Genomic DNA, 24,039 nt, shown 5'->3' on the forward strand with positions numbered 1-24,039 from the left:
CCTGTATTTACATGGCTGTCAGTTAGACTCAACCACATATCGGCGTTTGGCATTTGCCAGCGCGCCCTCCCGCCAGAAATGCACCGGCTTGAGCTTGTGATCGACGAACAGCTGCATCTGGTCGGTGTAATGCGGACTGCTTGGACGGGTTGTCGCCGCACCAAAAGGCTGGATCGAACGGGAAAACACCCGCCCGCCACCGCGCGGCCATTCGACCCACTGGATGAAACTGTCGCCGTGAACAAGGCTGAGGCGACCATCATCGTCGACCCGCCAGGTTGTGGATGCGCGCAGCGTATCGGATCCGCCATCGAGCGGAAGGTCCACATCGCCCTGCCGCAGCCGCAAAAGTTCTGACATCGGCGGATCGAGTCTGCCGAAATGCTCCTGCAGATGAGCTACCTTGGCGCGAAGATGCTCGGCGACATCGGGGGCGTTCTTGTTCTGGTATTCGGCAGACATGAAATCCTTGATCATGAGCAGCGCGAGCGCATCGGCGGAGCCAGCGCTATCGGCGGTAAAGTCCCAGCCGAGCAGCAACGTGCGTGCCCGGGCGAGGTCCTTGTCTGCCCCCGGATCGAGCGCTTCGAGCGCGTCCCACAGATCGGCGACATATCCTTCGCGCTCATAGGCAGTATCGTATTTGATTCGCTCAAGGTTCGTTCGGTCGAGCAGATTTGCTTCCGACAGCAGCCGGTAGGCGCGGCGCGAGCGGTTGGTCTGCTTGTCCTCGATCCCGAGCACGGGGGAAAAATCGTCGGGCGAAAGATCGTCTGCCGATCCTGCCGCCGTGTAGGGTTCGTTATTGGCATTGTAGAGCCAGCCGCTCGTCGGATTGATCAGCCGCGGGATTTCCGCGTAATCAACCGTGCCCTGCCAGATCAGGTCGCTGCGATTGCCGGGCAAGATCCCGCGCCAGTTGACCTGTATCTCGCCGAGTTCCGGCCGGTCGGGGATCGCGGCATTGTAGACATAAGCGATATTGCCAGCCTCATCGGCGTATATGAAGTTGGTGGAAGGGATCGCCATCCGCGATATCTGGGTTTCCCACTCGTCGAAACTGGTCGCCTTGTTGAGCCGGTAATAGGCGTCGAGCTGCTCGATGCTGTCGATCCCGCCATAGCGGATCGCGAATGCGCCCTTGTCGTTGAAGATCACCGGGCCATGCTCGCTGCGATAGACCGTGCGGCGGATCGGCAACACAATGGGGCCGACCTTCACAGGTAGCGTAACGGTCTTTTCTTCAAGATCGCGCCATTCGCCGTCGAGCCTGTAGCGCATACCGCTTTCGTCGAGTTCCAGCTGAAAGACATCGACCATGTCAGGACGGTTGACGGTGTTGGTCCAGCCGAGGTGCCGGTTGTGGCCGAGGAAGGGGAAGGGCGAGCCGGGGAAGTTCGCGCCAGCAAAATGCCAGCCTTCCTCGCTTTCAACGACCATCTCATACCATGCGACCCCGCCCCGCAGTGGCTGGTGCGAATTGGATATCAGCGTCGTCGGGCCCCCGGATTTCGCCGGGGCCACGGCAAAGGCGTTGGAGCCGGACAGTGCCCCCATCTCTCCCCAGGGCAGCGGATGCGCGCGTGCCTGTGCTGGCACGCCATCGAGGTCGGGCCCGATGACGTCGCCGTTGGGATCGCGCGGGAAACCGGGAATGTCGGGGCCAAACTCGCGCCGCAACGGCTCGCCTGCCACCAGCGGCTCGATCACGTTGTTGAGGCCGAAGAAGAACGGCTGACGCAGGGCAAAGCCCGCCGCCACGTCCTCACCATTGACCGGGAAGAGATTGGCTAGCTTCAGTTCCTCTGGATGTTGGGCAGCATACTGGTTGAGTCCTGCAGCATAGGCGTTGAACAAGGCGCGCGTGGCTTCGGGCAATTGCGGAAATTCGCGCTCCGCCGTGCCGCGCGCATCGAGCAGGTGGTACACAAAATCGACTGCCGCGCCTTCCTCGCCCGCAATCGCGCCATAGCGCCCGCGGGCCATCGCGATCACATCCTGCAGCGTGAAGAAATCATCCTCTGCATGCGCCACCGCCACCCCCAACGCCACATCGGCATCGGTCTTGCCGTAGATGTGCGGAACGCCAAAATCGTCGCGGATGATTTCAGCGCGGTAATCGCCTGCGGGTGGCGGCGCGCCCTTATCGGCGAAGAACGGCTCCCAGCTTGCCAGACCCACGAATGCAAGCAGCGCGATCACAACCAGTCCAAACGCGCCTCGCGCAAGCCATCTGCGGAACATCATCACTCCCTTGTCGATTTTGCTTTGTGCGGACATTGCGTTTGGCTGCCTCGCCGGTCAACAGCGAACCAGCACTTAGCTTGTATTGAATAGAGGGATAATCGTGACTTTCAGATCCATCGCCAGGCTTGCCCTGCCCATCACTGCCATTGCGCTTGCGACCAGCGTTACGCCCGTGTCAGCACAGCAGGTTTTTGGATCAGGCGTAGCGCCTTCCACCGTAGCCAACAGTGAGGAACGCCCGATCCGCTTTGAAACCAGCGCGCCCGCCGATGCGGCCTTGGTGGTCATCATGGCGAACGCGCAATTGCCAAGCGGAATTGAACTACCAGATGATGCCAGCGCCTGGATCGAAGCGGAGCAATTCGAAGGCAAGGATGGCCAGTCGCTCGACATCCCGACCGGGCCGGGCAATCCGCGCATCACCTTGATAGGAGTGACGCCGAAGGATCAGGCAGCGATCAACTGGCGCGAAGTGGGCGGCTCGGTCGTGCAGAAGATGAAATCCGTCAAAGCGCCGATCGCGATCCTTGGCGTGGACGATGCGGCTGCGATGGCCGATATCGGTTTTGGTGCAACCTTGGGGCAATATCGCTTTGATCGCTACGACAGCGACCGCAAGGCCCCGCCGGTTGATCCGGTCACGATTGTCGGGGCAGGCGCCAGTCAGGCAGACGTGCTGTTCTCAAGCCGTCACGTGCATCTGGCCGAAGGTGTCCGGCTCGCGCGCGACCTCGTCAACGAACCAGCCAACGTCATCTATCCGGAAAGCTTCGTCGCGCGTGTGCGGGAAGAGCTACGCGGCGTGGACAATGTCACCATCGAAGTTCTCGAACCGGCCGATATGCGCCGGCTCAACATGGGGGCGATCGTAGGTGTCGGGCAGGGCAGCCCGCGCGAAAGCCGGTTGATGGTGGTGACTTATCGCGGGGCTGGCGGACCGCCGCTGGCGCTGATGGGCAAGGGCATTACCTTCGATACCGGGGGTATTTCGCTCAAACCCAACAGCGGGATGTGGGAGATGAAAGGCGACATGTCGGGCGCAGCGGCAGTGAGCGGTGCGATCCTGAGCCTCGCCAAGTCGGAAGCGCCGGTCCATGTCGTTGCGGTCGCGGCGCTGGCGGAGAACATGCCCGGCGACAATGCGCAGCGGCCCGGCGATATCGTGCGGACCTATTCCGGCAAGACCATCGAAATACTCTCGACCGACGCCGAAGGGCGGCTCGTCCTGTCCGATGCAATTGAATACACGGTAGACCGCAAGAAACCCTGGGGCGTGATTGACATTGCCACTCTGACCGGCGGTGCGGTTAGCGCTCTTGGCGATGAATACGCTGCGCTGTTTGCGCGCAAGGATGACTATGCCGAAGCCGCGTTGGCTGCGGCGGAGCGCACGACCGAGAGCCTTTGGCGCTTGCCGCTGCATCCAGCCTATCGCGATGCGGTAAGGACATCTGATATCGCCGATGTACGCAACAGCGGGATCAGCCCGAGCGCAAGCTCTGGTGCGCATTTCATCGAATTCTTCGTGCCGGAAGATATGCCCTGGATCCATATCGATATGGCTCCGGTGGACCGTACCACAAAGGCGCGGCCACTGATTCCGGTCGGTGCTCGGGGGTTCGGGGTGATGCTGCTGGATGACCTGGCCCGCAACTGGCGACCACAGCCAGACAATTGAGCAGGATCAAGGCAATTGAGCAGGATCAAGGCAGGGATACAGAATCTGTGCGATGGGGGCTTGCGCCCTCTCGCGCAGAGCCTACCTATCTGACTAATACACCTCGAAATTTGCGCAGAGGGCTTGTGTTGCTGAAATGCCACACCATCTGAGGTTAGTAGTCATATGAGGGATCAGCCATGAACCTGGAAAAATTCACTGACCGAGCCAAGGGTTTCCTGCAAAGTGCGCAAACTGTTGCTATCCGGATGGAGCATCAGCGGATCACCCCTGTCCACCTGTTAAAGGCCCTGCTGGAAGACAAGGAAGGCATGGCCGCTGGCCTTATCCAGCGTGCGGGCGGTAACCCTATGCTCGCTGTCGATGCGGTGGATGCAGAGCTTGCCAGGATCCCGGCTGTCTCGGGCGGCGGTGCGCAGGCGACGCCCGGACTCGATAACGACGCGGTGCGCGTCCTCGACCAGGCCGAGCAGATCGCGGAGAAATCGGGCGACAGCTATGTCACCGTAGAACGGCTGTTGGTCGCGCTGGCGATCTCCAAGACAAAGGCGGGAGAAGCGCTCAAGGCTGCAAGCCTTACCCCCCAGGCGCTTGAAGCGGCAATTTCGGAACTGCGCGGCGGGCGCAAGGCTGACACTGCCAGCGCGGAAAATGCCTATGACGCGATGCAAAAGTACGCGCGCGATCTCACGCAGGCCGCGCGCGACGGCAAGCTCGATCCGGTGATCGGCCGTGACGAGGAAATCCGCCGCACGATCCAGATTCTCGCGCGCCGCACGAAGAACAACCCCGCGCTGATCGGCGAGCCTGGCACCGGTAAGACCGCGATTGCGGAAGGCCTCGCGCTGCGCATCGCCAATGGCGATGTGCCCGACAGCCTCAAGGGCCGCACGCTGATGTCGCTCGACATGGGCTCGCTGATCGCAGGCGCCAAATATCGCGGCGAATTCGAAGAGCGGCTGAAGTCCGTGCTTGATGAAGTGAAGGGCGCGGATGGCCAGATCATTCTCTTCATCGACGAGATGCACACGCTGATCGGGGCAGGCGCTTCGGAAGGCAGCATGGATGCCTCCAACTTGCTCAAGCCTGCGCTTTCGCGCGGCGAGCTGCATTGCATCGGCGCCACCACGCTCGATGAATATCAAAAATATGTCGAGAAGGACCCGGCGCTGCAACGACGGTTCCAGCCGGTCTATATCGAAGAGCCTTCGGTCGAAGACACGATCTCGATCCTGCGCGGTCTCAAGGAAAAATACGAACTGCATCACGGCGTCAACATCACTGACAATGCGCTCGTGGCTGCGGCTCAGCTGTCCAACCGCTACATCCAGAACCGTTTCCTGCCGGACAAGGCCATCGACCTGATGGACGAAGCGGCTTCGCGCATCCGGATGGAAGTGGAATCGAAGCCGGAAGAGATCGAAACGCTTGACCGGCGGATCATCCAGTTGAAGATCGAAGAGCAGGCGCTCTCGAAGGAAAGCGACGATGCCTCGAGGGATCGGCTGGTTGCGCTTCGCGAGGAACTTGCGAACCTGGAGCAGCAGTCGGCGGAACTGACCACTCGCTGGCAGAACGAACGCGACAAGATCCAGGCGGAAAGCCGGATCAAGGAAGAGCTTGATGCAGCGCGGATCGAACTGGAGCAGGCGCAGCGCGAAGGCGATCTCGCCAAGGCCGGTGAGCTGTCCTACGGCAAGATTCCCGAGCTGGAAAAGGCGCTGGAAGAAGCGCGCGGCGCCTCTGAAAATGCGCTGTTGCGCGAAGAGGTGACCGAGGAGGATATCGCCTCCGTTGTCAGCCGCTGGACCGGCATTCCGGTCGACAAGATGATGGCAGGCGAGCGCGACAAGCTCCTCCAGATGGAAGAACTTCTCGGCAAGCGCGTGATCGGCCAGGAAAAGGCCGTTGAAAGCGTGTCCAAGGCGGTGCGCCGCGCGCGGGCTGGCTTGCAGGACCCGAACCGGCCATTGGGCTCATTCCTGTTCCTCGGGCCCACGGGCGTCGGCAAGACTGAGCTGACCAAGGCGCTTGCTGAATTCCTGTTCGACGATGACCAGGCGATGGTCCGCATCGACATGAGCGAGTTCATGGAGAAGCACTCGGTCGCGCGGCTGATTGGCGCGCCTCCAGGCTATGTTGGTTACGACGAAGGCGGTGTGCTGACTGAGGCGGTGCGCAGGCGGCCCTATCAGGTCGTGCTGTTCGACGAGGTCGAGAAAGCGCATAGCGACGTGTTCAACGTGCTGCTGCAGGTGCTCGATGACGGGCGCCTGACCGACGGGCACGGCCGGGTGGTCGATTTCTCCAACACGCTGATCATCCTTACTTCCAACCTTGGCAGCCAGTTCCTCTCCAACCTGCCCGATGACGGTAAGGTCGAAGATGTCGAGAAGGACGTGATGGATGTCGTGCGCGGTCATTTCCGCCCTGAATTCCTCAACCGGCTGGACGAGATCATCCTGTTCCACCGCCTCAGCCAGGAACACATGGCGCCAATCGTGGAGATCCAGGTCGGTCGCGTACAAAAGCTCTTGAAGGACCGGAAGATCATGCTCGATCTGACCGATGCTGCGCTGCGCTGGCTGGGCCGGGTGGGCTATGACCCAGTCTATGGCGCGCGGCCCTTGAAGCGGGCAGTGCAGCGCTATCTTCAGGACCCGCTGGCGGAGATGTTGCTGGAAGGCAAGGTTCCCGACGGCAGCATGGTGAGCATCGATGAGGGCGACGGCGAACTCAAGATCAGCGTTGCGTGACGGAGCTTGGCAGCTTCAACGCTCTGCAGGCCACGCGGTCATGTCTAACCCTTGCTGTACGTTGATATTATCGTAAATCTTGACCCTCCTGCTTGTTATTTCGCGATGCATGGTGCTCAAATCAAGTAATAATATTAGCCGAACGGGGTGCTTGTGGGAATCTCGCCACAGTGGCGGCAAAAGCGCTCAAGAGGGCTTTGACACGCGTTAATCTCTCCTTCACAAAACGGTCATCTAAGGGGACTGGATTCGCTTCTGAAGATTGGTCGCATCTCAACCTTGCGGGGGCGAGCGCGCGGCCAATCCTGAGAGACGATTCCTTCCGTCCCCTTTATTCGGTGACTGGAGAAAGCATGAACAAGTTTCGCACGAATTCCGTGAAGGGCCTCGCATTCTCGGCGTCGGCCCTCGCTCTTGTTATGGGCGCGCCTGCGCTGGCTCAGGATGCAGATGAGCAGGCTGAAGAAGTTGTCGAGGAAGATGAGGAAGACGAGCAAGTCGATATCACGACTGGCGAAGAAACCGCGCAACCTCAAGGCACGATCACCGTTACCGGTTCGCGTATCGTGCGCGACACCTACTCGAGCATTTCACCCTTGCAGGTTATCACGACAGAGCAGTCTAGAGATGTGGGGCTTTTTGACCCAACGCAGATTTTGCAGCGCGATGAATCGGCCGCCGGTCAGCAAGTCGATGCAACGTTCCAGGGCTTCGTGCTTGCCAACGGTCCGGGATCAGTCACGCTAAACCTACGTGGCTTGGGTGCTGATCGGACGCTCTTGCTGCTAAACGGTCGTCGTCTTGCCCCGGCTGGTGTTGAAGGCGCACCGGTAAACCCATCAATCAATCTCATTCCCGCATCGCTCGTCGATCGCTATGATTTGCTGCTTGATGGCGCTTCATCAATCTACGGTTCGGACGCTGTTGCTGGCGTTGCAAATATTATCCTTCGTAAGGACTTTGATGGGCTTGAACTGTTCGGCCGCGGAGAAATCAATCCACAGGGTGCTGGCGAGGACTATACTGTCAGCGCCAGTTACGGGATCAACCTAGACCGTGGCTTCATCGGCTTCGGCGCGGAATATGATTACCGTGATACAATCCGCTACCGAGATCGTGACTTCTTCGGTGGCTGTGACGAGCATCTCGAAGTTGATCAGGATGGTAATATCTATACGATAGATCAGCGGACCAATGCACTAGTGCTTCGCGACAGCTTTGGGGGACCGTTCGGTCAGATTTCGACCGGCGCTACCAGCCCCTGTAAGATACAGGCGGTAACCGGCCGTTTCATTCCCAACAATACCTTCCTTAATTCGGTATTTTTCCAGCGCGGCGACACTTTTGATAACCTGCGTTTCTTCGGCTTGCCCGGCTACGCTACTCGCGAAAATGCGTTTCTCGATCCGCTTGATTTCAACTTTGACGGTATTCGTGACGTCGATGATCAGGACTACAACGGCAACAACGTTGACCAGGATCGCGTATTCCTGAGTGAGCAGAAGTTGTTGAACGTGATGGCATACGGCGAGTATACTTTGCCCGGGGCGGCCAACCTCACTCCTTACTTCGAGGCAAACTACAGTCGAGCGGAAATCTATTCTGACAACGCTTTCCAATCGTTCCTTTTCCCGGACGTGCCAGCTGAGAACCAGTTCAACCCTTGTAATATAGATGCAGGGGGCGCGGATTGCCGCGCAATTGACAATGCGCTGTTCATTCCGTTCAGCGGCCGTCCGATCTGGGGTCCTGGCGGCTTCTTTCCGGGCTCACCTACCGGCGTGAACGTCTCGGTTTTCCCCATTATCTCGGTCGAAGGAGACCGCAACAACGTTGACGTGACGCAGGAACAGTATCGTGGCGTGCTGGGCCTGAAAGGCGATCTGCCGTTTATCGGGCCAAGCTGGACCTTTGATGCCTCATTCGTGTATTCACGCGCAGAAGGTAAGTCAGTTCGCACCGGTGTGCGCGAGGACAAACTCGCTTTCGCACTTGGAATTGACCCAACGATCGATTTCAACGGCGACGGAATCATCGACAACACTGGCGATGGTATTGCTGACGATTACAGCGACCTTAATCAGTTTGGGGTTCTCTATGGAAATCCGGGAATTACCCCATGCGATTCCGACGCGCTTGCCAATCCTGAACTGGCAGCTCCCGGACTGGCAGATGGATGTGTCCCGGTAAACCTCTTCGCCCCTTCGCTGTTGAGCACGCCAATCGGCGATTTCGCCACCCAGGCGGAACGTGATTATCTGTTCGGAACCCGCGAATTCGACACGGTTTACGAACAAAAGATCCTGTCCGCGTTCGTGACCGGCGACGTGTTCCAACTGCAGGGCGGACCAGTGGGTGTGGTGCTCGGTGCGGAATACCGCACTGACTCGATAGACTCTCGTCCGAACGACGTCGCAGCTAATGGCTTGTTCTTTGCGTTTAGTCAGGACCTCGGCGCTGTAGGCGAAAAGTACATCCTCGAAGGCTTCGGTGAAATTGATTTGCCGCTCCTCGCGGACAAGAAGCTGGTTGAAGAGCTCAGCCTGAACCTTTCCGGTCGCGTTACCAAGGAAGAGTTTTACGGAACGAACTTCACCTATGCGATCAAGGGCGGGTGGCGTCCGGTGGCGCCGCTGCTCCTCAAATTCAGCTATGGCACATCGTTCCGTGCGCCAAACCTGCGGGAGAATTTTCTTCAGGCGCAACAGGGTTTTCAGACACTGTTCGACCCCTGCGCCGTGCCGAATGAAGCCTTTGTGCCGGGCACAGGCTATGTCGAAGCGAATGAGACACGCCCTGCTGAAGTTCTTGCAAACTGCATACGCGAAGGGCGCGATCCCACCCAAGTCGGCCTCGCACCGAATACCCAGCCGGTTCAGAACACCAGCGTCCGGACCTTCTCGGGCGGCACATTCGACATCGATCCTGAAACATCGCGCTCGATTACTACCGGTTTCGCTTTCGAGGAAACCATCGGTGACGGCTTTGATGTGGCCTTGAATTTCAACTATTATGACATCAAGGTGAAGGATTCGATCGTCGAGCCGGCATCTCAGTTTGTGATCAATGACTGCTTTCTACGCCAAGATGGCACGCGGAGCGAGTTCTGTGACCGCTTGACCTACGATCCGCTTAACGGCGTGGTCAATGCATTCGATCGTGGTCTTGTGGATACACTGAGCAGCGAATTCCTGAACTTCGATCTCCAGAGCGTGCGTGGCATGGATTTCAACGCCACGTTCGGCAAGGATGTGAGTATGTTCGGGAAAATGGTAGATCTGGGTGTCGAAATCCGGGCCAACCGCTTGCTCGAAAGCAGCAGCACATTCATCAATGACAATGGAGATGTCGCGTTTGACGAAGACACCGGTGAAATTGGTCTGCCAAAATGGAGTGGCCGGGCGATTTTCACTGCCGAAGTGGACAAGGTTCGCCTGACCTATCAGGTGCGTTACACAGGTCCGGTCCAGCAGGATCCGGATGCGGTCGACGCATTTGCAGACGTCTTTGGCCGGGGCCCAGGAGGCGGACCGCCAATCGGACCTGATGGCACCCCTGTCAACCAGTTCAGCGATACCTGTCTTGGTGGCGGTGCGCTCGGGGTCGCGGGCGACGGGATATTCTGCCGCGACGTCGGCTTTGCAAAGGAACAGTTCCTGCATACCGCTTCCGTGCGCTATCGGACGGATCGCTTCACTCTAATCGCAGGTGTTGACAACATCTTCAACACTGCCCCGCCACAAATCGATAGCAGCGAAGGCTTTGCCATCTCGAATACAGTCATCGGCGCTGGCTATGATTATGATGGCCGTGAATTCTTCGCGAGTGTTCAGTACAACTTTTGATCCTGTTCATCTTCGATAGTTTATAGCATAAGGCGGTCCCAAGCTCTTGTTTTGGGGCCGCCTTTTTGGTTTACTCCCACATCCTCAAATCGCAGAATGAGTCGAGCATGAAATCTTTCAAAATCCCCCTCCTAGCTGCCATGATCGGTGTTTCTGCACTTGGTCTGAGCGTTTCTCCCGCCCCTGCAGAAGCGCAGGCGGATGCTCCTGTCCCGATCGATGTTTGGTCGTTGCGCACTGTGGTGAATGCGGTCGAGGTCTCGCCTGATGGCAAACACGTGCTGGTTCACAAATTGGAAAGCAAGGAAGGCGAGTACATCATGGAGATTTACTCCACGGATGATCTCTCGAAGCCTTTGCGCCGCCTCAATGCCGATCCCATGGAGATCATCCAGGCGCAATGGGTCAGCGACAATTACATATTTGGAACGGCCTGGAAGGTCGTCCGCAATCGCGTGACCAGACCGGAAGAAGATATTCGCAGCTACAAGGCATTTGCTTATAATCTGGAAGAGAATAAGTTCTCTGAGCTGGACGGCAACTTCCAACTCGTCAATACAATGCCAGACGAGCCGGACACTGTGCTGATTGGCGAGGGCAATGCGATCCCTGACCCGACTGGTGTCGATCCTTTTGCAGCGTTCCGTCCGCGCGCCTATTACCGCTTCAACCTCGAGCGCGGCACGCGCTCGCTCGTGATCAAGGGCAGTGAGAAGTACCCGACGATTTCGTTCGACAATCAGGGTAACCCGCGCACTTCGACGCGGATCGAGCGGGGGTCAAACGAACTGATCGTGTCCTACCGCATGCCCGGCGAGGGCAGCTGGTCAGAAATGGCTCAGAAATACGACCTCGACGAGTATGAAAACCTGTATCGGGTGCTCGGAGGGATCCATGGGGTTCAAGGTTTCAGGGCCGACGATCCAACGATTGGGTACGTGATCGACAACCTCAATGGCGAGGACAAGGCGGCGCTTTACGAGTTCGATTTCAAGACCGGACAATATGGCGAGAAGCTTGCCCAGACGAACCAGGCTGACATCATTGGCGTGCAGTGGCACTCGATACCGGGCAACAACAAGATGGTAGCCGCGTGGTATCCTGGGGCGAAGATGGAGCGTGTATGGTTCGATGCTGAGGAGAAGGCGCTCTATGATGCGCTTGAGCAGCAGATCCCCTATGCGCATTTCATCCGCGTCACGAGCCGGTCTCGCGATGGCAACACCATGATCGTCAACAATATCGGCCCGCGTGACCCCGGCTCGTATTGGCTGGTCAAGGACGGCAAGATGGCCAAGCTTGGGAGCCGGAACCCGCTGCTCAATCCCGAGCAGCTGGCTGATGTCAGATACATCCGCTACAAGGCGCGCGACGGTCTGGAAATCCCAGGCTGGATTACGGTCCCGAAGGGTGAGGGGCCATTCCCTCTGATCGTACAGCACAATGGCGGGCCGCATGTGAACGGCATGGTCCTCTACGATGAGATCGGCCAGTTCCTCGCGAATAATGGCTACATGGTGTTCCACCCCGACCAGCGAATCTCGACTGGCTGGGGACAGAAGCACTTCGATGCCGGATATGGTGAGCATGGCCTCGCAATGCAGGACGACAAGGATGACGGCGTCCAGTACCTGATCGATCAGGGTCTGGCCGATCCGAACCGGGTTGCGTTCTTCGGCTGGTCCTACGGCGGACAGGCCGCGCTCTATGCGCTGTCACGCGATCCGCAGCTGTACCAATGTTCCATTGCCGTGGCAGCGGTGGCCGATGCTGAAAAGCAGTACAGGGGCCGCCGCGATCCCAATGCACCGAAGGCTCTGGACGACTGGTCGCAGCGGCGCGGCATGATCGGGATCAACCCCATTAACGAGGTTGAGAAGGTCAGCATCCCGCTGCTCATGATCCATCCGGACGATGACCGCCGCGTGATGTACTACCACTATGAGGACTACAAGAAGGCGTTCGAGAAGGCCGGTAAGGTCGGGCAGTTCGTGACGATTGAAGGGGCTGACCACTTCTCAAACACGCACATGTTCACCCACCAGCAGCAGCTCTACACCAAGGTCCTCGATTACCTGAAGAACGATTGCGGCCCTGGCGGCCTCTGATCGCCTCACGGAACTTTGAACGCATGATGGGGCTCGCCGAAAGGCGGGCTCCATTTCTTTTGGGTTCTTGAGCTGAGTGCGGATAGGGCAAGCGAGCCGAACACCCCATTCTTCCATTCGATTTGGCAAGAATATGCGCTAGGGAGTTGTGATGGAATTCGCTCTGTCCCCCCATTTGGATATCGAGTCCTGCGCGCGCCACTTTGCGGAGACAGGCAGCGTTTCGCTCGATGGATTCCTCCCCAATGATCAGGCGCGGCAGCTCGCCGCGCACCTTTCCGAACGATCAGACTGGTCTGAGGTGTTCCGCGGCGAGAGCCAGACCTTCGATATGCCAGTTACCGCATTCGACGCGCTGGATGATGCACGCAAGCAGCAGATCGACCGGATGATCCATGCGCGCGCGGCGCATACCTTCCAATTCCGCTATCGCTCGATCCGCGTACCCGACGAGCGGGCACAGCGGAAGCCAGATGCTGATGCATTGCATGGATTCGCTGAATTCATGTGTGACGACCCCACGCTTGCAGTCCTGCGCCAGGTGACTGGCTTGTCAAGGATTGCCTTCGCCGACGCGCAAGCCACCGCCTACTCGGCAGGGCATTTCCTGACCCAGCATGATGACAGTGTCGAAGGGAAGAACCGGCTCGCAGCCTATGTCTTCAGCTTGAGCGAGGGTTGGAAGGCCGATTGGGGGGGACTCTTGAGCTTCCCGCATGGTGACACGGTTCACGCTTTCGTTCCCCGGTTCAACGCCTTGCGCATTTTCGCAGTGCCGCAGCCGCATAGCGTGACTTTTGTGCCGCCCTTTGTGACAGATACGCGCTATTCAATCACGGGATGGCTGCGCAGCCAGTAGATTTGTGGACGCCAGCCTGCATCAAAGGCTTCGTCGCCAAGCCTGAACGCATAAAAAAGGGGTCGTCCTTTCGGACGACCCCTTCTCTTTGTCGCAACTGCTTCGCTTAGAAGCGGAAGCCAACCGAGCCGAACACCCGGCGTCCGATAACGTCATAAAGCGACGGATCGGTACCCGACTGCACGTTCGGTGAGTAAGTTTCCGGCTGCTTGTCGAATACGTTGTTCACGCCCAGACGCAGCGTGAAGTTTTGGATATTCGCGCTGACAGCTGTATCGACATAGATCGCGCTACCCGGACCGGTGAATTCTTCACCAGGGAAGATCACCGATGCACGGTTTTCCATGCCGTCGATATAACGCGCGCGTACCTGGAAGCCCAGATCGCCGATGCGGTAGTTGGTGTCGAGGTAGAGTTTCCACTCAGGGAAGCTCGTGCCCAGACCGGCACCGAAGAAGGATGCCGTACCTGCATAGTCGAGTTCTGGCTGCTCGGACAGAACCTGTTGCTTGTAGTCGATCAGGTAGTTGGCGAGCAGGTTGATGCGCAGATTGTCCTCGGCTGCAAGGCCCGGTGCGAAGCTGTAAGACAGCTGTGCATCGATACCCGAAGTCGAGAGCGTACCGCCATTCACGCCCGGATATGCATCATTGCCGTCCGGTCCGTTAAGGAACAGGATGTCCCCGCCGAAACGAATGATCTGGTTACAGACATCCGTGTTGGTGAGGTTCGCATTGGCGCCATAGTAGTTATAGCAATCCGCGATCAGCGTGTTGACATCCGGAACTTGGATCGTGTCGCTGATATCGATCTTGTAGTAATCGATCGAACCGCTCAGGCCCGGAATCAGGCCAAAGAAGTTCGTGAACGACACGCCTGCGGTGTAGGTATCGGCGGTTTCAGGCTTGAGGCCGGTGTTGCCTTCAAGTTCGACCGATGCCTGGCCACCCGGTGACTGAACGAAATTAGACACCGCTGCAGCAGAAACGCCGCCGTTGCCACCCAAGGTCTGGCAAGCCGCTGTTGCAGCCGCACCGCCCGAAATGCGGAAGTTCGAAGTCACTGAGCACGGGTCGAAGATCTGCGGAGCAGAGCCGCCGCCCGAGAACAGTTCACCGAAGTTCGGCGCACGAACCGAACGCTGATAGCTACCACGAACGTTAATGTCCGCATTCGGCGACCAGATCAGTTCAGCCTTGTACGCATCGCTCCAGGTTGAATCGCTCGACACATCGTTGATGATGTCGGTGAAATCGCTGCGCGACGTACGATAGCCGAGAGTCAGTTCGAGACGATCGGCCCACGGGGCGCCCGACACGATCGGGATGTAAAGTTCACCGAAGAAATCGAGGAACTCGTTGGTGCCTTCGTCAGGGGTCTGGGTATTGAAGCCCGAGATAGGTCCAGCGGCAGAACCGGGATCGAGTTCATAATCGAACTTGCGGCTTTCCGCGCCCAGTACGACCTGCATCATGCCGGCTGGCAATTCAGCCACTTCGCCTGTCACATAGCCCTGCGCGATCTTGCGAGTGAAGGTCCTGCGCAGCAAGCCAGTCGCTTCCAGATATTCGACGCAGTCAGACGAAATCGGCTGACGACCGAACGGATCGAACCCGCCGTCGCACTGGCTTGCACCGCCGTCAGCGGCTGCCAGCATGTCCATCAGGCGCTGGGTGTTGACGTTGCCGGTCTGCTCCTGATCGATCGAGGTGCGACCGAAGGAGTAGCTCAGTTCGTAGGTCCAGCCCGGTGCGAATTCGCCATTGACGCCTGCCAGCAGTTGGAAGACTTCGTTGGTGTAGTTCGACTGACGCAGGCCGATGTCCAGCGTACGCTGACGCATGAGGAACGGTTCGGTTGCGCCCGAACCTACCAGGTTGGCGTTGTTACCGGTACGCGAGGCCAGCAGTGTAGCCAGATCCGCCGGAATAAACGGGTTGGTTACCGGAATGATCAGCAGGTTGGCAACGCTCGCACCGGGTTCGATGAGGTTCGATGCCACTTCGATCGAGCTGTTCTGACCCGCAGGACGCGAACGAACGGTCGGGATCGGCGTCGGCGCCAGAGCCGTTGCCGACGTGTAGCGGGTGTAGCCGCCCTGTGCGAACACGTTGTAGGCCGGCGAGAACTCGTAGTCGACCTTCGCGTTGACCGAGGTGCGCTCAAGCGGGAGCACCAGCAGGTTCACTTCGTCGAAGTTGTACGAGTAGAAGTCCGGGAACAGCGCCTGGTTGACGGAGAAGTCGACCGGACCGGTGAAGTTCTGGACATCGATCGGGCTGTTGAAGATCCCGCGCGAGAACAGCGTTCCATCGGGGTTGAAGCCGATCAGCGTGCTGCCGGTTGGAACCGCACCAGGTGCGACACCGTAAGAACCGAAAACGGCGTCAACCGCAGCCTGAGTTGGGGCGTTGCCGGATTCGAAATACAGGCCATCGGGCAGGAACGACGTTGTCGAGGTCGCGAAGACCGAGAATTCGCGTTGCGCCTTGATGAGCTGCTGACGATCCGAATAATCGAATGCGACTACAGCGTTACCGCGGCCGTCGGCGAAGTTGCCACCGAGAACGCCGGAAATGCTGTATTCTTCAGCATCCCAGTCGCGCAGCGCGTTCGCGTAATTGATCCGCAGGTCGAGGCCTTCGAAATCATCCTTCAGGATGATGTTCACGGCCCCTGCAATCGCGTCGGCACCGTAAACGGCACCAGCACCGCCAGTGATCACGTCGATCCGTTCGATCATCGCAGCCGGAATGGTGTTGAGGTCGACCGTAAGGTCGCTTGCGGACACCATCGGACGGCGACCATCGACCAGCACGAGGTTACGGTTCGAACCGAGGCCGCGCAGGTTGATGTTCGACTGACCACCGTTGCCGGGGTTGTTCGATGTGGTCGTGCCGGCCGGGTTTACCTGCGGCAGCGTGTTGAGGAAGGTGTCGAGCGTCACGTCTGCGAATTCCGTGGCCGCTTCGCCGGTTACCACTGCAACCGGGCTGGCAGATTCGATATTCGGACGTGAGATACGCGAACCCGTAACGATGATGAGTTCATCGGTTTCGGCAGCTTCGGCTGCGGTATCGATCTCGTCCTGAGCAAAGGCAGCAGGTGCCGATGCCAGAGCCAGACCGACCGCCAGCGAACCTGCGCTAAGCCGGAGTTGTGTAGAAATTTTCATTTGGTTCAATACCCTCAATGATGAAACCAAGTGTCTAAAAACACTCGATTTGTTGCGGATCTGCGATGTCATGATCCCCCTTGTGGACGGGGGGGTAACCTCCTCAGACCCAATTCATCGGGCAAAGGTTTTCATCCACGCAGCACGAAGCTTGCGCGGTGATTAGCCAGTCCCTGCAAAGCGACCTGACCTATGCCGCTCGAAAATACCAGTAATCTGCGGGGTGAGCGGCAAAATCGCAATACTGTGTAGCTTGATTGCAACACCCATGGTTGGCTCCAATCCATGCCCTCTGAGCCACCTATTCGATGCGGAAACCCGGTTGACGCAAACGTAAAGCAACCCTACCTCAGTGGCCAATTGCAACCGAGAGGAAACCCCCATGCCAACTGCCTATATCGTCGAAGCTGTCCGCACCGCTGGCGGGCGAAGGGGAGGGCGGCTTGCAGGGGTGCACCCGGTCGACCTTCTAGCGAAGTCATTGGACGCTATTGTCGAGCGCTCGGGCATCGATCCGGCCGCGATTGACGACGTCATCACCGGCTGCGTGACGCAGGCCGGCGAGCAAGCAATGCAGGTCGGGCGGATGGGCGTGCTCGCCTCCAAGCACCTGCCGCAATCTACTCCGGCGGTTACGATCGACCGTCAGTGCGGCTCTTCGCAGCAGGCGATCCAGTTCGCCGCGCAAGCCGTGATGAGCGGGACGCAGGATGCAGTCATTGCGAGCGGCGTGGAAAGCATGAGCCGTGTGCCGATGGGCTCTAATGCGACCTTCCACATGAAGGAAGGGCTCGGACACTACATGTCGCCTGAGCTTCAGGCGAAGTATCCCGGTATCCAGTTCAGCCAGTTCATGGGCGCGGAAATGCTGGTGAAGAAGCACGGTTTTACCAAGGATGAGCTCGACCGGTTTGCCCTGGCCAGCCACGAGAAGGCGATTGCGGCAACACAGGCGGGAGCTTTCGAAAACGAGATCGTGCCGGTGGCCATCGAAACGCCCGAGGGCGAGCAGATGCACACGGTTGATGAAGGCATCCGCTTTGATGCGACGCTTGAAGGGATTGCAGGCGTCAAGCTGATGAATCCCGAAGGCGCTTTGACGGCCGCTTCAGCGAGCCAGATTTGCGACGGGTCCTCGGCGGTTCTGATCGTCAACGAGGAAACGCTGAAACGCCACAACCTCACGCCGTTGGCGCGCATTCACAATCTCACTGTGACGGCCGGCGATCCGGTCATCATGCTGGAAGAACCGCTGTTCGCGACCGACAAGGCGCTGGATCGGGCAGGGATGAAGCTCGGGGATATCGACCTGTACGAGGTAAACGAGGCGTTCGCTTCCGTGCCGCTCGCCTGGCTCAAGCATACCGGAGCCGACCCGGATAAATTGAACGTCCATGGCGGCGCGATTGCGCTTGGCCACCCGCTTGGCGCATCGGGTACGAAATTGATGGCGACGCTGGTCCATGCGCTCAAGCGTCACGGCAAGAAATACGGCCTGCAAACGATGTGCGAAGGCGGCGGTGTCGCTAACGTCACGATCATCGAGTCGGTCTAAGTTATTCCAATCTGAGAGGAAATTTTGATGGAAGTTTCAGCCAACACCCCCGCAGTCGTCACCGGCGGCGCATCCGGCCTTGGTGCTGCGACCGCTCGCGCGCTGGCAGCCAAGGGCGCGAAAGTCGCGATCTTCGATATGAACGAAGACAAGGGCAACGCCATGGCCGCGGAAATCGGCGGCGTTTTCTGCAAGGTCAACGTGACGAGTGATGACGATGTCGATGCAGGCTTTGCCAAGGCCCGCGAAGCGCATGGGCAGGAGCGTATCCTCGTCAACTGCGCAGGGATCGGCAATGCGATCAAGACCGCCAGCCGCTCCAAGGAAGACGGTTCGATCAAGCACTTCCCCGTTTCAGCCTTCGACTTTGTGATCCAGGTCAACCTTATCGGAACCTTCCGCTGTATCGCCAAGTCGGCTGCCGGAATGCTCACCCTCGATCCGATCGATGAATTCGGAGAGCGCGGCGCGATCGTGAACACCGCTTCGGTTGCAGGTGAGGATGGCCAGATCGGACAAGCCGCCTATTCGGCTTCGAAAGCAGGGGTGATCGGCATGACGCTACCCATCGCACGCGACCTGATGAACGAAGGCATTCGCGTCAACACGATCCTGCCGGGCATTTTCGACACCCCGCTGCTTGCCGCTGCGCCGCAGAACGTGCGCGATGCGCTGGCGGCTTCGGTGCCTTTCCCCAAACGTCTCGGCATACCTGCCGAATATGCCAAGCTCGCGATGTGCATGATCGAAACCGGCTATTTCAACGGCGAGGATGTGCGCCTCGACGGCGCGATCCGCATGGCGCCGCGCTAAGCTTTAACACATTAAGTCAGACCAGCAGTCGCCGCCTGTGCCAACCGCATGGGCGGCGATTTATTCCAGGCTTCGCAAGTGTTGGCAATTGGGGTGGAAAGCGGACAGTCTGCCCAACTTGTCGGAGCGCGAGCAGCCTATCGGTGTTACAAGACCGCTCTCCGCTCTACAGCAGCCTTATCAAACAGCTTTTGGGCGGCGAGGACAGCTGTAGGCCCATTTGGCGCAGTCGCGTCCGCCCCGACCTGAATTGCAAGCGAAGGGTCTTTGGTGAACATCGATCCGCCAACCATCACGCCAATCGCGCCATTTTGTGATTCCCGGCGCACATCGCCAATGAACGCTTTCAGATCTTCCATTTGCAGGTCAGAGCCAACGGTGAAGCCAACCACGGCAAACCAGCCGTCACGCACGACGCTTTTGACCTGATCGGCATCGCCTGAATGTTCGATCTGAACCCGCCAGCCTCCTGCAGAGAGCAGTTCTTCGATTATCGATACGCCAAAGACATGTTGATTGCCGGGTGCCGCCGCCATCAATACGCGGCGCTTTGTCTTCAGTTTCGGGAGGGAGTAGGTCTCGTTGAATATCGAAAGCAGAGTCTGCAGGCGACCCACACCTATGGTAACGTCGATGAAATCACACTCGTCCCGCTCCCACAACTCGCCCAGATAGCGTGCGGTAGGCTCAAGCAATTCGGAATACAGAACATCTATCGACAGGCCGCGATTGCGCATGAGCGTGACGTAATTTGCCGCAGCTTCGAGGTCGTCCCCAAGGAGAATTTCAGCGAAATCGCTGATATCTGCCTTGTTTGGCTTTAACGCTTCGATCAATATTTCGAGTGGGGGCGCATCGGGCAAGACGTCAGTGTGAAGGCGGATGAGCCTCGGGACCACCTCACCTGACACGAATCGAGCCAGGCGGCTTTGGCGTTCTGCAATATCGTTACGTTTGCGTAGAGCCGGCTCAAGGAAGGTGCTTTCAAACCTACTGATATCCTTCAGCTTCAAGACAGGGATTCCTGTCTCACCAACGGAATGCCCCATTCCGACTCTCCCGACTTTCTTGCCTTAATGGCCGACCGCTTCACATAAGAGCAAATCGGTGAGAGTTAGTCGATAGATATCGCGCCTTACCCATCTGATGGGTTCAAAGCCGCCAGTTCAGTCATTTGCTATAAGCCGATGCTGGCAAGAGCAGCCAATCCGCGCTTAACCATGCCTCGACCCGAGCGGACTGGCCGCTAGCAGCATAGCAGTGCACGGCAAAATTTGTCCGCAACTGGGCCGCCAGCGGACTTTCGCCAACTTTCCTACTTGGCCCGCGAAGCGCTAGTCATGGGGGCATGAAAACCGCCTGCCTGCCATTTTCCCTCACACCAATTTTGCCGTTCGGCGAGCACCTTGTGGTTTCTTGCTCAGGACTGTGTAACATGCGTAACCAACATTTGCACAAGCGCTTGAAAACAAAGGGAGCAGAGGCATGAGCTTGTATGATCAGATTCTCGTCGAAAAAGCGGATGGGATCGCCACTATTACGCTCAACCGGCCGGAGAAAATGAACGCCTATACGCGCCACATGCAAGGCGAGATCGTCAGCGCGATGGACGATATCGATGCGGATGACAGCGTGCGGGCGGTGATCTTCACCGGCTCAGGGGACCGGGCGTTCTGTGCGGGTGCGGACCTGACGCCGGAGGGTGGGGGACTTGTCTTTTCCGACCCCAAGGACGTAGAGGATCTGTCCGATCCGACTGTGCGCGATGGCGGGGGCAAGCTGAACCTGCGGCTGTTTCAATCGACCAAGCCGCTGATCTCCGCCTGCAATGGCGTCGCGGTTGGCGTGGGTGCGACCATGCAGCTGGCGATGGATATCCGGCTCGCGAGCGAGAACGCGCGCTACGGCTTTGTGTTTGCGCGGCGCGGGATCGTGCCGGAAGCCTGCTCCAGCTGGTTCCTGCCCAAGATTGTCGGGATCAGCCAGGCGCTCGAATGGTGCTACACCGGCCGGGTATTCGATGCAGAGGAAGCCAAGGCCGGCGGGCTGGTTCGCTCCATCCATCCGCAGGCCGAGCTGATGGAGGCAGCCCGCGGCCTTGCGCGTGAGATCGCCGACAACACCTCTGCGGTTTCGGTCGCGATGACGCGCGCGATGATGTGGCGCCTCTCCAATACCGAGCACCCGATGATGGCGCACCGGGTCGACAGCAAGGCCATCTACACGCTTTCGCGGGGTAAGGACGCGCAGGAAGGTATCGCGAGTTTCCTCGAGAAACGGCCACCTTCCTACCCTGGCAAAGTAAGCGAGGATATGCCGGAATTCTTCCCGTGGTGGGAGGAACCGGAATATCGCTAGGTCCGTGTTTCCCAATTCATCATTTCGCCGCAGCATCTGCGAACTTGTCAAAAATTGCGTGGCAGACTTGCCAACACACATCGTTGCGTGTGAAACGAGTTCATCATGAGCGAGACGGGTGGCACACAGAAGAAGCTGGCGGACTTTCTGCCTTACCAGCTTTCCATCACATCAAACGCAGTCAGCAGCGTAATCGCCTCGCGTTATCGCGCGCGGTTCGGGCTGAAAGTGCCGGAATGGCGGGTGATGGCGGTGCTTGGCGATGCAGGTGCGGCGACTCAGCGGCACCTCACCGAAGCGACGCTGATGGACAAGGTTGCGGTCAATCGTGCTTGCAAGGTGCTGGAAGATCGTGGGCTCATTACTCGAGAGCCGAATTCCCGCGACGGACGCTCGCATCTGCTCAACCTAACCGATGAGGGCAGGGCGGTTTACGCTGAAGTCATGCCCCTTGCACAGGAGAGCGAACGCGAGATCTTTGCCGGCCTCGATCCCGAGCAGCAGGTGCACCTGCGCAAACTGCTCGCGCAGGTGTTCGATCACGCCAAACGCATTCGGCCCGCCACATCGTGAGTGATGCAGCGGGCCGATAAGGCTTTCCTAAGCGGAAGGCTTTGTGTTTAGCCGCGTCCCGGAGGACCGTCGCCGGCGAAGGCATCGGCGATGGAACAGGCCGCCGGACCGAGGATCACGATGAACAGCACCGGAAGGATGAACATGATCAGCGGAACTGTCATGATCGCAGGCAAGCGGGCTGCCTTTTCCTCGGCGCGCATCATGCGCTCGTTACGGAATTCGGCTGACAGGACGCGCAGCGCACTGGCGAGCGGCGTACCGTAGCGTTCCGTCTGGACCATCGTGGTCACCACCCCGCGAACCGCTTCCAGGTCGACGCGATAGGCCAGATTGTCGAAGGCCATCTTGCGCTCGTTGAGGAAGGACAGCTCGATCGCGGTCAGGGCGAATTCATCACCCAATTCAGGGTACGCACGACCCAGTTCCTTGGCGACGCGGTTGAAGGCGGCGTCAATCGTCAGGCCGGCCTCGGCGCAGATGACCAGAAGGTCGAGCGCGTCAGGCAAACCCTTGCGGATCTCGTTGGTGCGCTTGCCGGCCTTGTTCTGCAGGAAGATTTCCGGACCCTTGTAGCCGAAGTACAGCAGAGCACCCATTGCTCCCACGCGTTTCATCCCGCCCCAGTCAGGGAAGTAGTCGATAACGTAGATGAGCGTGACGCCAATCATGCCCAACACCACCGGGAGGATCATACGAGCGAGAATTACGATCGGTGCGAGGTCCTTGTTGCGGATGCCGGCATAGGCCAGCTTCTGCTGGATCTCCTTGATCTGGCTGTCCTGCAGGACCTTCATCTTGCCAAGGGAGTCCTTGACCTTGTTCGCTGTCTCGTTCTTGCGGACGAGGCTGGTACGCTTCTTGGCGCTCTGCGTGATAATGCCTGCCTTGAGCTCCTCGCGGCGGTCATTCAGGGATTTGACGCGCTTTGCCATCGGGTCGCGAATGGTAACCGCGTTGTAGATCGCGAACAGGACGGCCATGGCTGCGATCCCGGCAAGGATCGAGCCGACGAGGATAACGTCAAAGCCGAGGAGAGTTGGGCCGGGCTGGTTCATTGCGGTTCTCTCTTGTCTCGATCAGATTTCGAAGTTGACCATTTTGGCCATGATAAAGCCGCCAATCGCCATCCAGACCATTCCGCCAAGACCGGCCACAATCAGGCGATCATCAGTGAAGAAGCCATTGATGTATTTCGGGTTCACCCACCATACCATCACGAAGACGACAAAGGGCAAGGAGCCGACGATGTAGGCAGAGGCTTTCGATTCAGAGCTCATCGCCTTGATCTTCAGTTTCATCTGCGCGCGCTTGCGAAGCACATCGGCGAGGTTCGACAGGGTCTCTGCCAGGTTACCACCGGTCTCGCGTTGAATCGCAAGCGTGATGCAAAAGAAGTTGAACTCGGGAATACCGAGGCGGTCCGCAGTCTGCTGGAGCGATTCTTCCATCGTGCGGCCGATCTTGATCCGTTCGACCACGCCTTTGAATTCTTCGCCAACTGGTCCAGGAACTTCCTGTGCGACCACAGCGAGCGTTTCTGTTACCGGCAAACCGGAGCGAAGACCGCGAACGAGAAGCTCGATAGCATCCGGGAATTTCGCATTGAAGGCGTTCGTGCGCTTCTTGATGAAATGCCCGACGACCAGATGCGGAAGGCCAGCACCGATCACCGCGCCAACCCCAAGCGACAACAGGAAAGCTCCACTTCGCAAGAACACTACCACCGCAATTGCAAGGCCAACGCCGAGCGAAGCGTAGAAATATTGCTGCAACGTCCAACCCTTGCCAGTGCGGTCGAGCCGCATTTCAAGGGCCTCAACGCGCGAGCCGGAGCCAGCGACCTTGTGGGTTTTCGGTTTACGCGCAGCGATCGCTTTTTTCAGTTGCGATTCAACCTTGGTATCGGTGCTTTCTGAGTGGCGATAGCGCACAGCCTGCAAGCGGCGCTGGCTGGCTTTCGCGGAAGAACCCGAAAATGCAAGCGTATAGCCGCCCACGAGCGCCGCCATTACGACGCCGATTATCAGCATTAGCTGGAGGGTAGTCATGTGCGTGTCCCGCCTTTCCCT

At 58.5% G+C, this 24,039-nt stretch carries 14 protein-coding genes; 9 read left to right on the top strand and 5 right to left on the bottom strand.

The annotated features are described in order from the left end of the window. Positions 1–18: 18 nt before the first annotated feature. Entirely contained in the window at positions 19–2,244 is a 2,226-nt protein-coding gene (locus ACG9DO_RS06395) for an acylase (protein ID WP_394731216.1), read from the bottom strand. 103 nt (positions 2,245–2,347) lie between these two features. Between ACG9DO_RS06395 and ACG9DO_RS06400 the strand changes: the two genes are divergently transcribed. From ACG9DO_RS06400 to ACG9DO_RS06420, 5 genes are all read left to right on the top strand, one after another. Continuing rightward, positions 2,348–3,925 (top strand): leucyl aminopeptidase family protein, encoded by a 1,578-nt coding sequence (locus ACG9DO_RS06400; protein ID WP_394730882.1) that lies wholly within the window; start codon positions 2,348–2,350, stop codon positions 3,923–3,925. Between the two features lie 179 nt (positions 3,926–4,104). Continuing rightward, on the top strand, positions 4,105–6,681 hold the full coding sequence (gene clpB, locus ACG9DO_RS06405; protein ID WP_394730883.1) for an ATP-dependent chaperone ClpB: 2,577 nt from the start codon (positions 4,105–4,107) through the stop codon (positions 6,679–6,681). A 353-nt stretch (positions 6,682–7,034) separates the two neighbouring features. Next, positions 7,035–10,526 carry a TonB-dependent receptor domain-containing protein gene (locus ACG9DO_RS06410; RefSeq protein ID WP_394730884.1) on the top strand — a complete coding sequence of 1,164 codons (3,492 nt, stop codon included), beginning with the start codon at positions 7,035–7,037 and terminating at the stop codon, positions 10,524–10,526. 107 nt (positions 10,527–10,633) lie between these two features. Beyond that, the gene (locus tag ACG9DO_RS06415) at positions 10,634–12,634 is read left to right on the top strand and encodes an alpha/beta hydrolase family protein (protein ID WP_394730885.1); all 2,001 of its coding nucleotides are present in this window, start codon (positions 10,634–10,636) and stop codon (positions 12,632–12,634) included. 151 nt (positions 12,635–12,785) lie between these two features. Continuing rightward, positions 12,786–13,493, top strand: coding sequence for a 2OG-Fe(II) oxygenase (locus ACG9DO_RS06420; RefSeq protein WP_394730886.1), 708 nt, complete (start codon positions 12,786–12,788; stop codon positions 13,491–13,493). Between the two features lie 106 nt (positions 13,494–13,599). Here the strand turns inward: ACG9DO_RS06420 and ACG9DO_RS06425 are convergent, their stop codons facing one another. After that, positions 13,600–16,668: a TonB-dependent receptor domain-containing protein gene (locus ACG9DO_RS06425; RefSeq protein WP_394730887.1), complete on the bottom strand. Its 3,069-nt coding sequence runs from the start codon at positions 16,666–16,668 to the stop codon at positions 13,600–13,602. Between the two features lie 382 nt (positions 16,669–17,050). Here ACG9DO_RS06425 and ACG9DO_RS06430 point away from each other — a divergent pair, with 382 nt between their 5' ends. Next, the gene (locus ACG9DO_RS06430; protein WP_394730888.1) at positions 17,051–18,223 is read left to right on the top strand and encodes an acetyl-CoA C-acetyltransferase; all 1,173 of its coding nucleotides are present in this window, start codon (positions 17,051–17,053) and stop codon (positions 18,221–18,223) included. A 27-nt stretch (positions 18,224–18,250) separates the two neighbouring features. After that, a complete protein-coding gene (locus ACG9DO_RS06435) occupies positions 18,251–19,036 on the top strand; it encodes an SDR family NAD(P)-dependent oxidoreductase (protein ID WP_394730889.1) in 786 nt (261 codons plus the stop codon). A 146-nt stretch (positions 19,037–19,182) separates the two neighbouring features. On the opposite strand, the gene ACG9DO_RS06440 is transcribed toward ACG9DO_RS06435, so the two are convergent. Beyond that, positions 19,183–20,085, bottom strand: coding sequence for a B12-binding domain-containing protein (locus ACG9DO_RS06440; protein WP_394730890.1), 903 nt, complete (start codon positions 20,083–20,085; stop codon positions 19,183–19,185). Positions 20,086–20,521: 436 nt separating this feature from the next. On the opposite strand from ACG9DO_RS06440, the gene ACG9DO_RS06445 reads away from it, so the two are divergent. Together ACG9DO_RS06445 and ACG9DO_RS06450 are read left to right on the top strand one after the other, a co-directional pair. Then, complete coding sequence (locus ACG9DO_RS06445; RefSeq protein ID WP_394730891.1) at positions 20,522–21,394, top strand: crotonase/enoyl-CoA hydratase family protein; 873 nt, start codon at positions 20,522–20,524, stop codon at positions 21,392–21,394. 105 nt (positions 21,395–21,499) lie between these two features. Next, positions 21,500–21,967, top strand: a complete 468-nt coding sequence (locus tag ACG9DO_RS06450) for a MarR family winged helix-turn-helix transcriptional regulator (RefSeq protein WP_394730892.1) — start codon at positions 21,500–21,502, stop codon at positions 21,965–21,967. A 47-nt stretch (positions 21,968–22,014) separates the two neighbouring features. Here the strand turns inward: ACG9DO_RS06450 and ACG9DO_RS06455 are convergent, their stop codons facing one another. Further along, entirely contained in the window at positions 22,015–23,025 is a 1,011-nt protein-coding gene (locus ACG9DO_RS06455) for a type II secretion system F family protein (RefSeq protein ID WP_394730893.1), read from the bottom strand. A 21-nt stretch (positions 23,026–23,046) separates the two neighbouring features. Beyond that, positions 23,047–24,018, bottom strand: coding sequence for a type II secretion system F family protein (locus ACG9DO_RS06460; RefSeq protein WP_394730894.1), 972 nt, complete (start codon positions 24,016–24,018; stop codon positions 23,047–23,049). Positions 24,019–24,039: the final 21 nt, after the last annotated feature.

It is taken from the genome of Altererythrobacter sp. GH1-8, assembly GCF_043702085.1.
In the GTDB taxonomy this organism is placed as follows: domain Bacteria; phylum Pseudomonadota; class Alphaproteobacteria; order Sphingomonadales; family Sphingomonadaceae; genus Erythrobacter.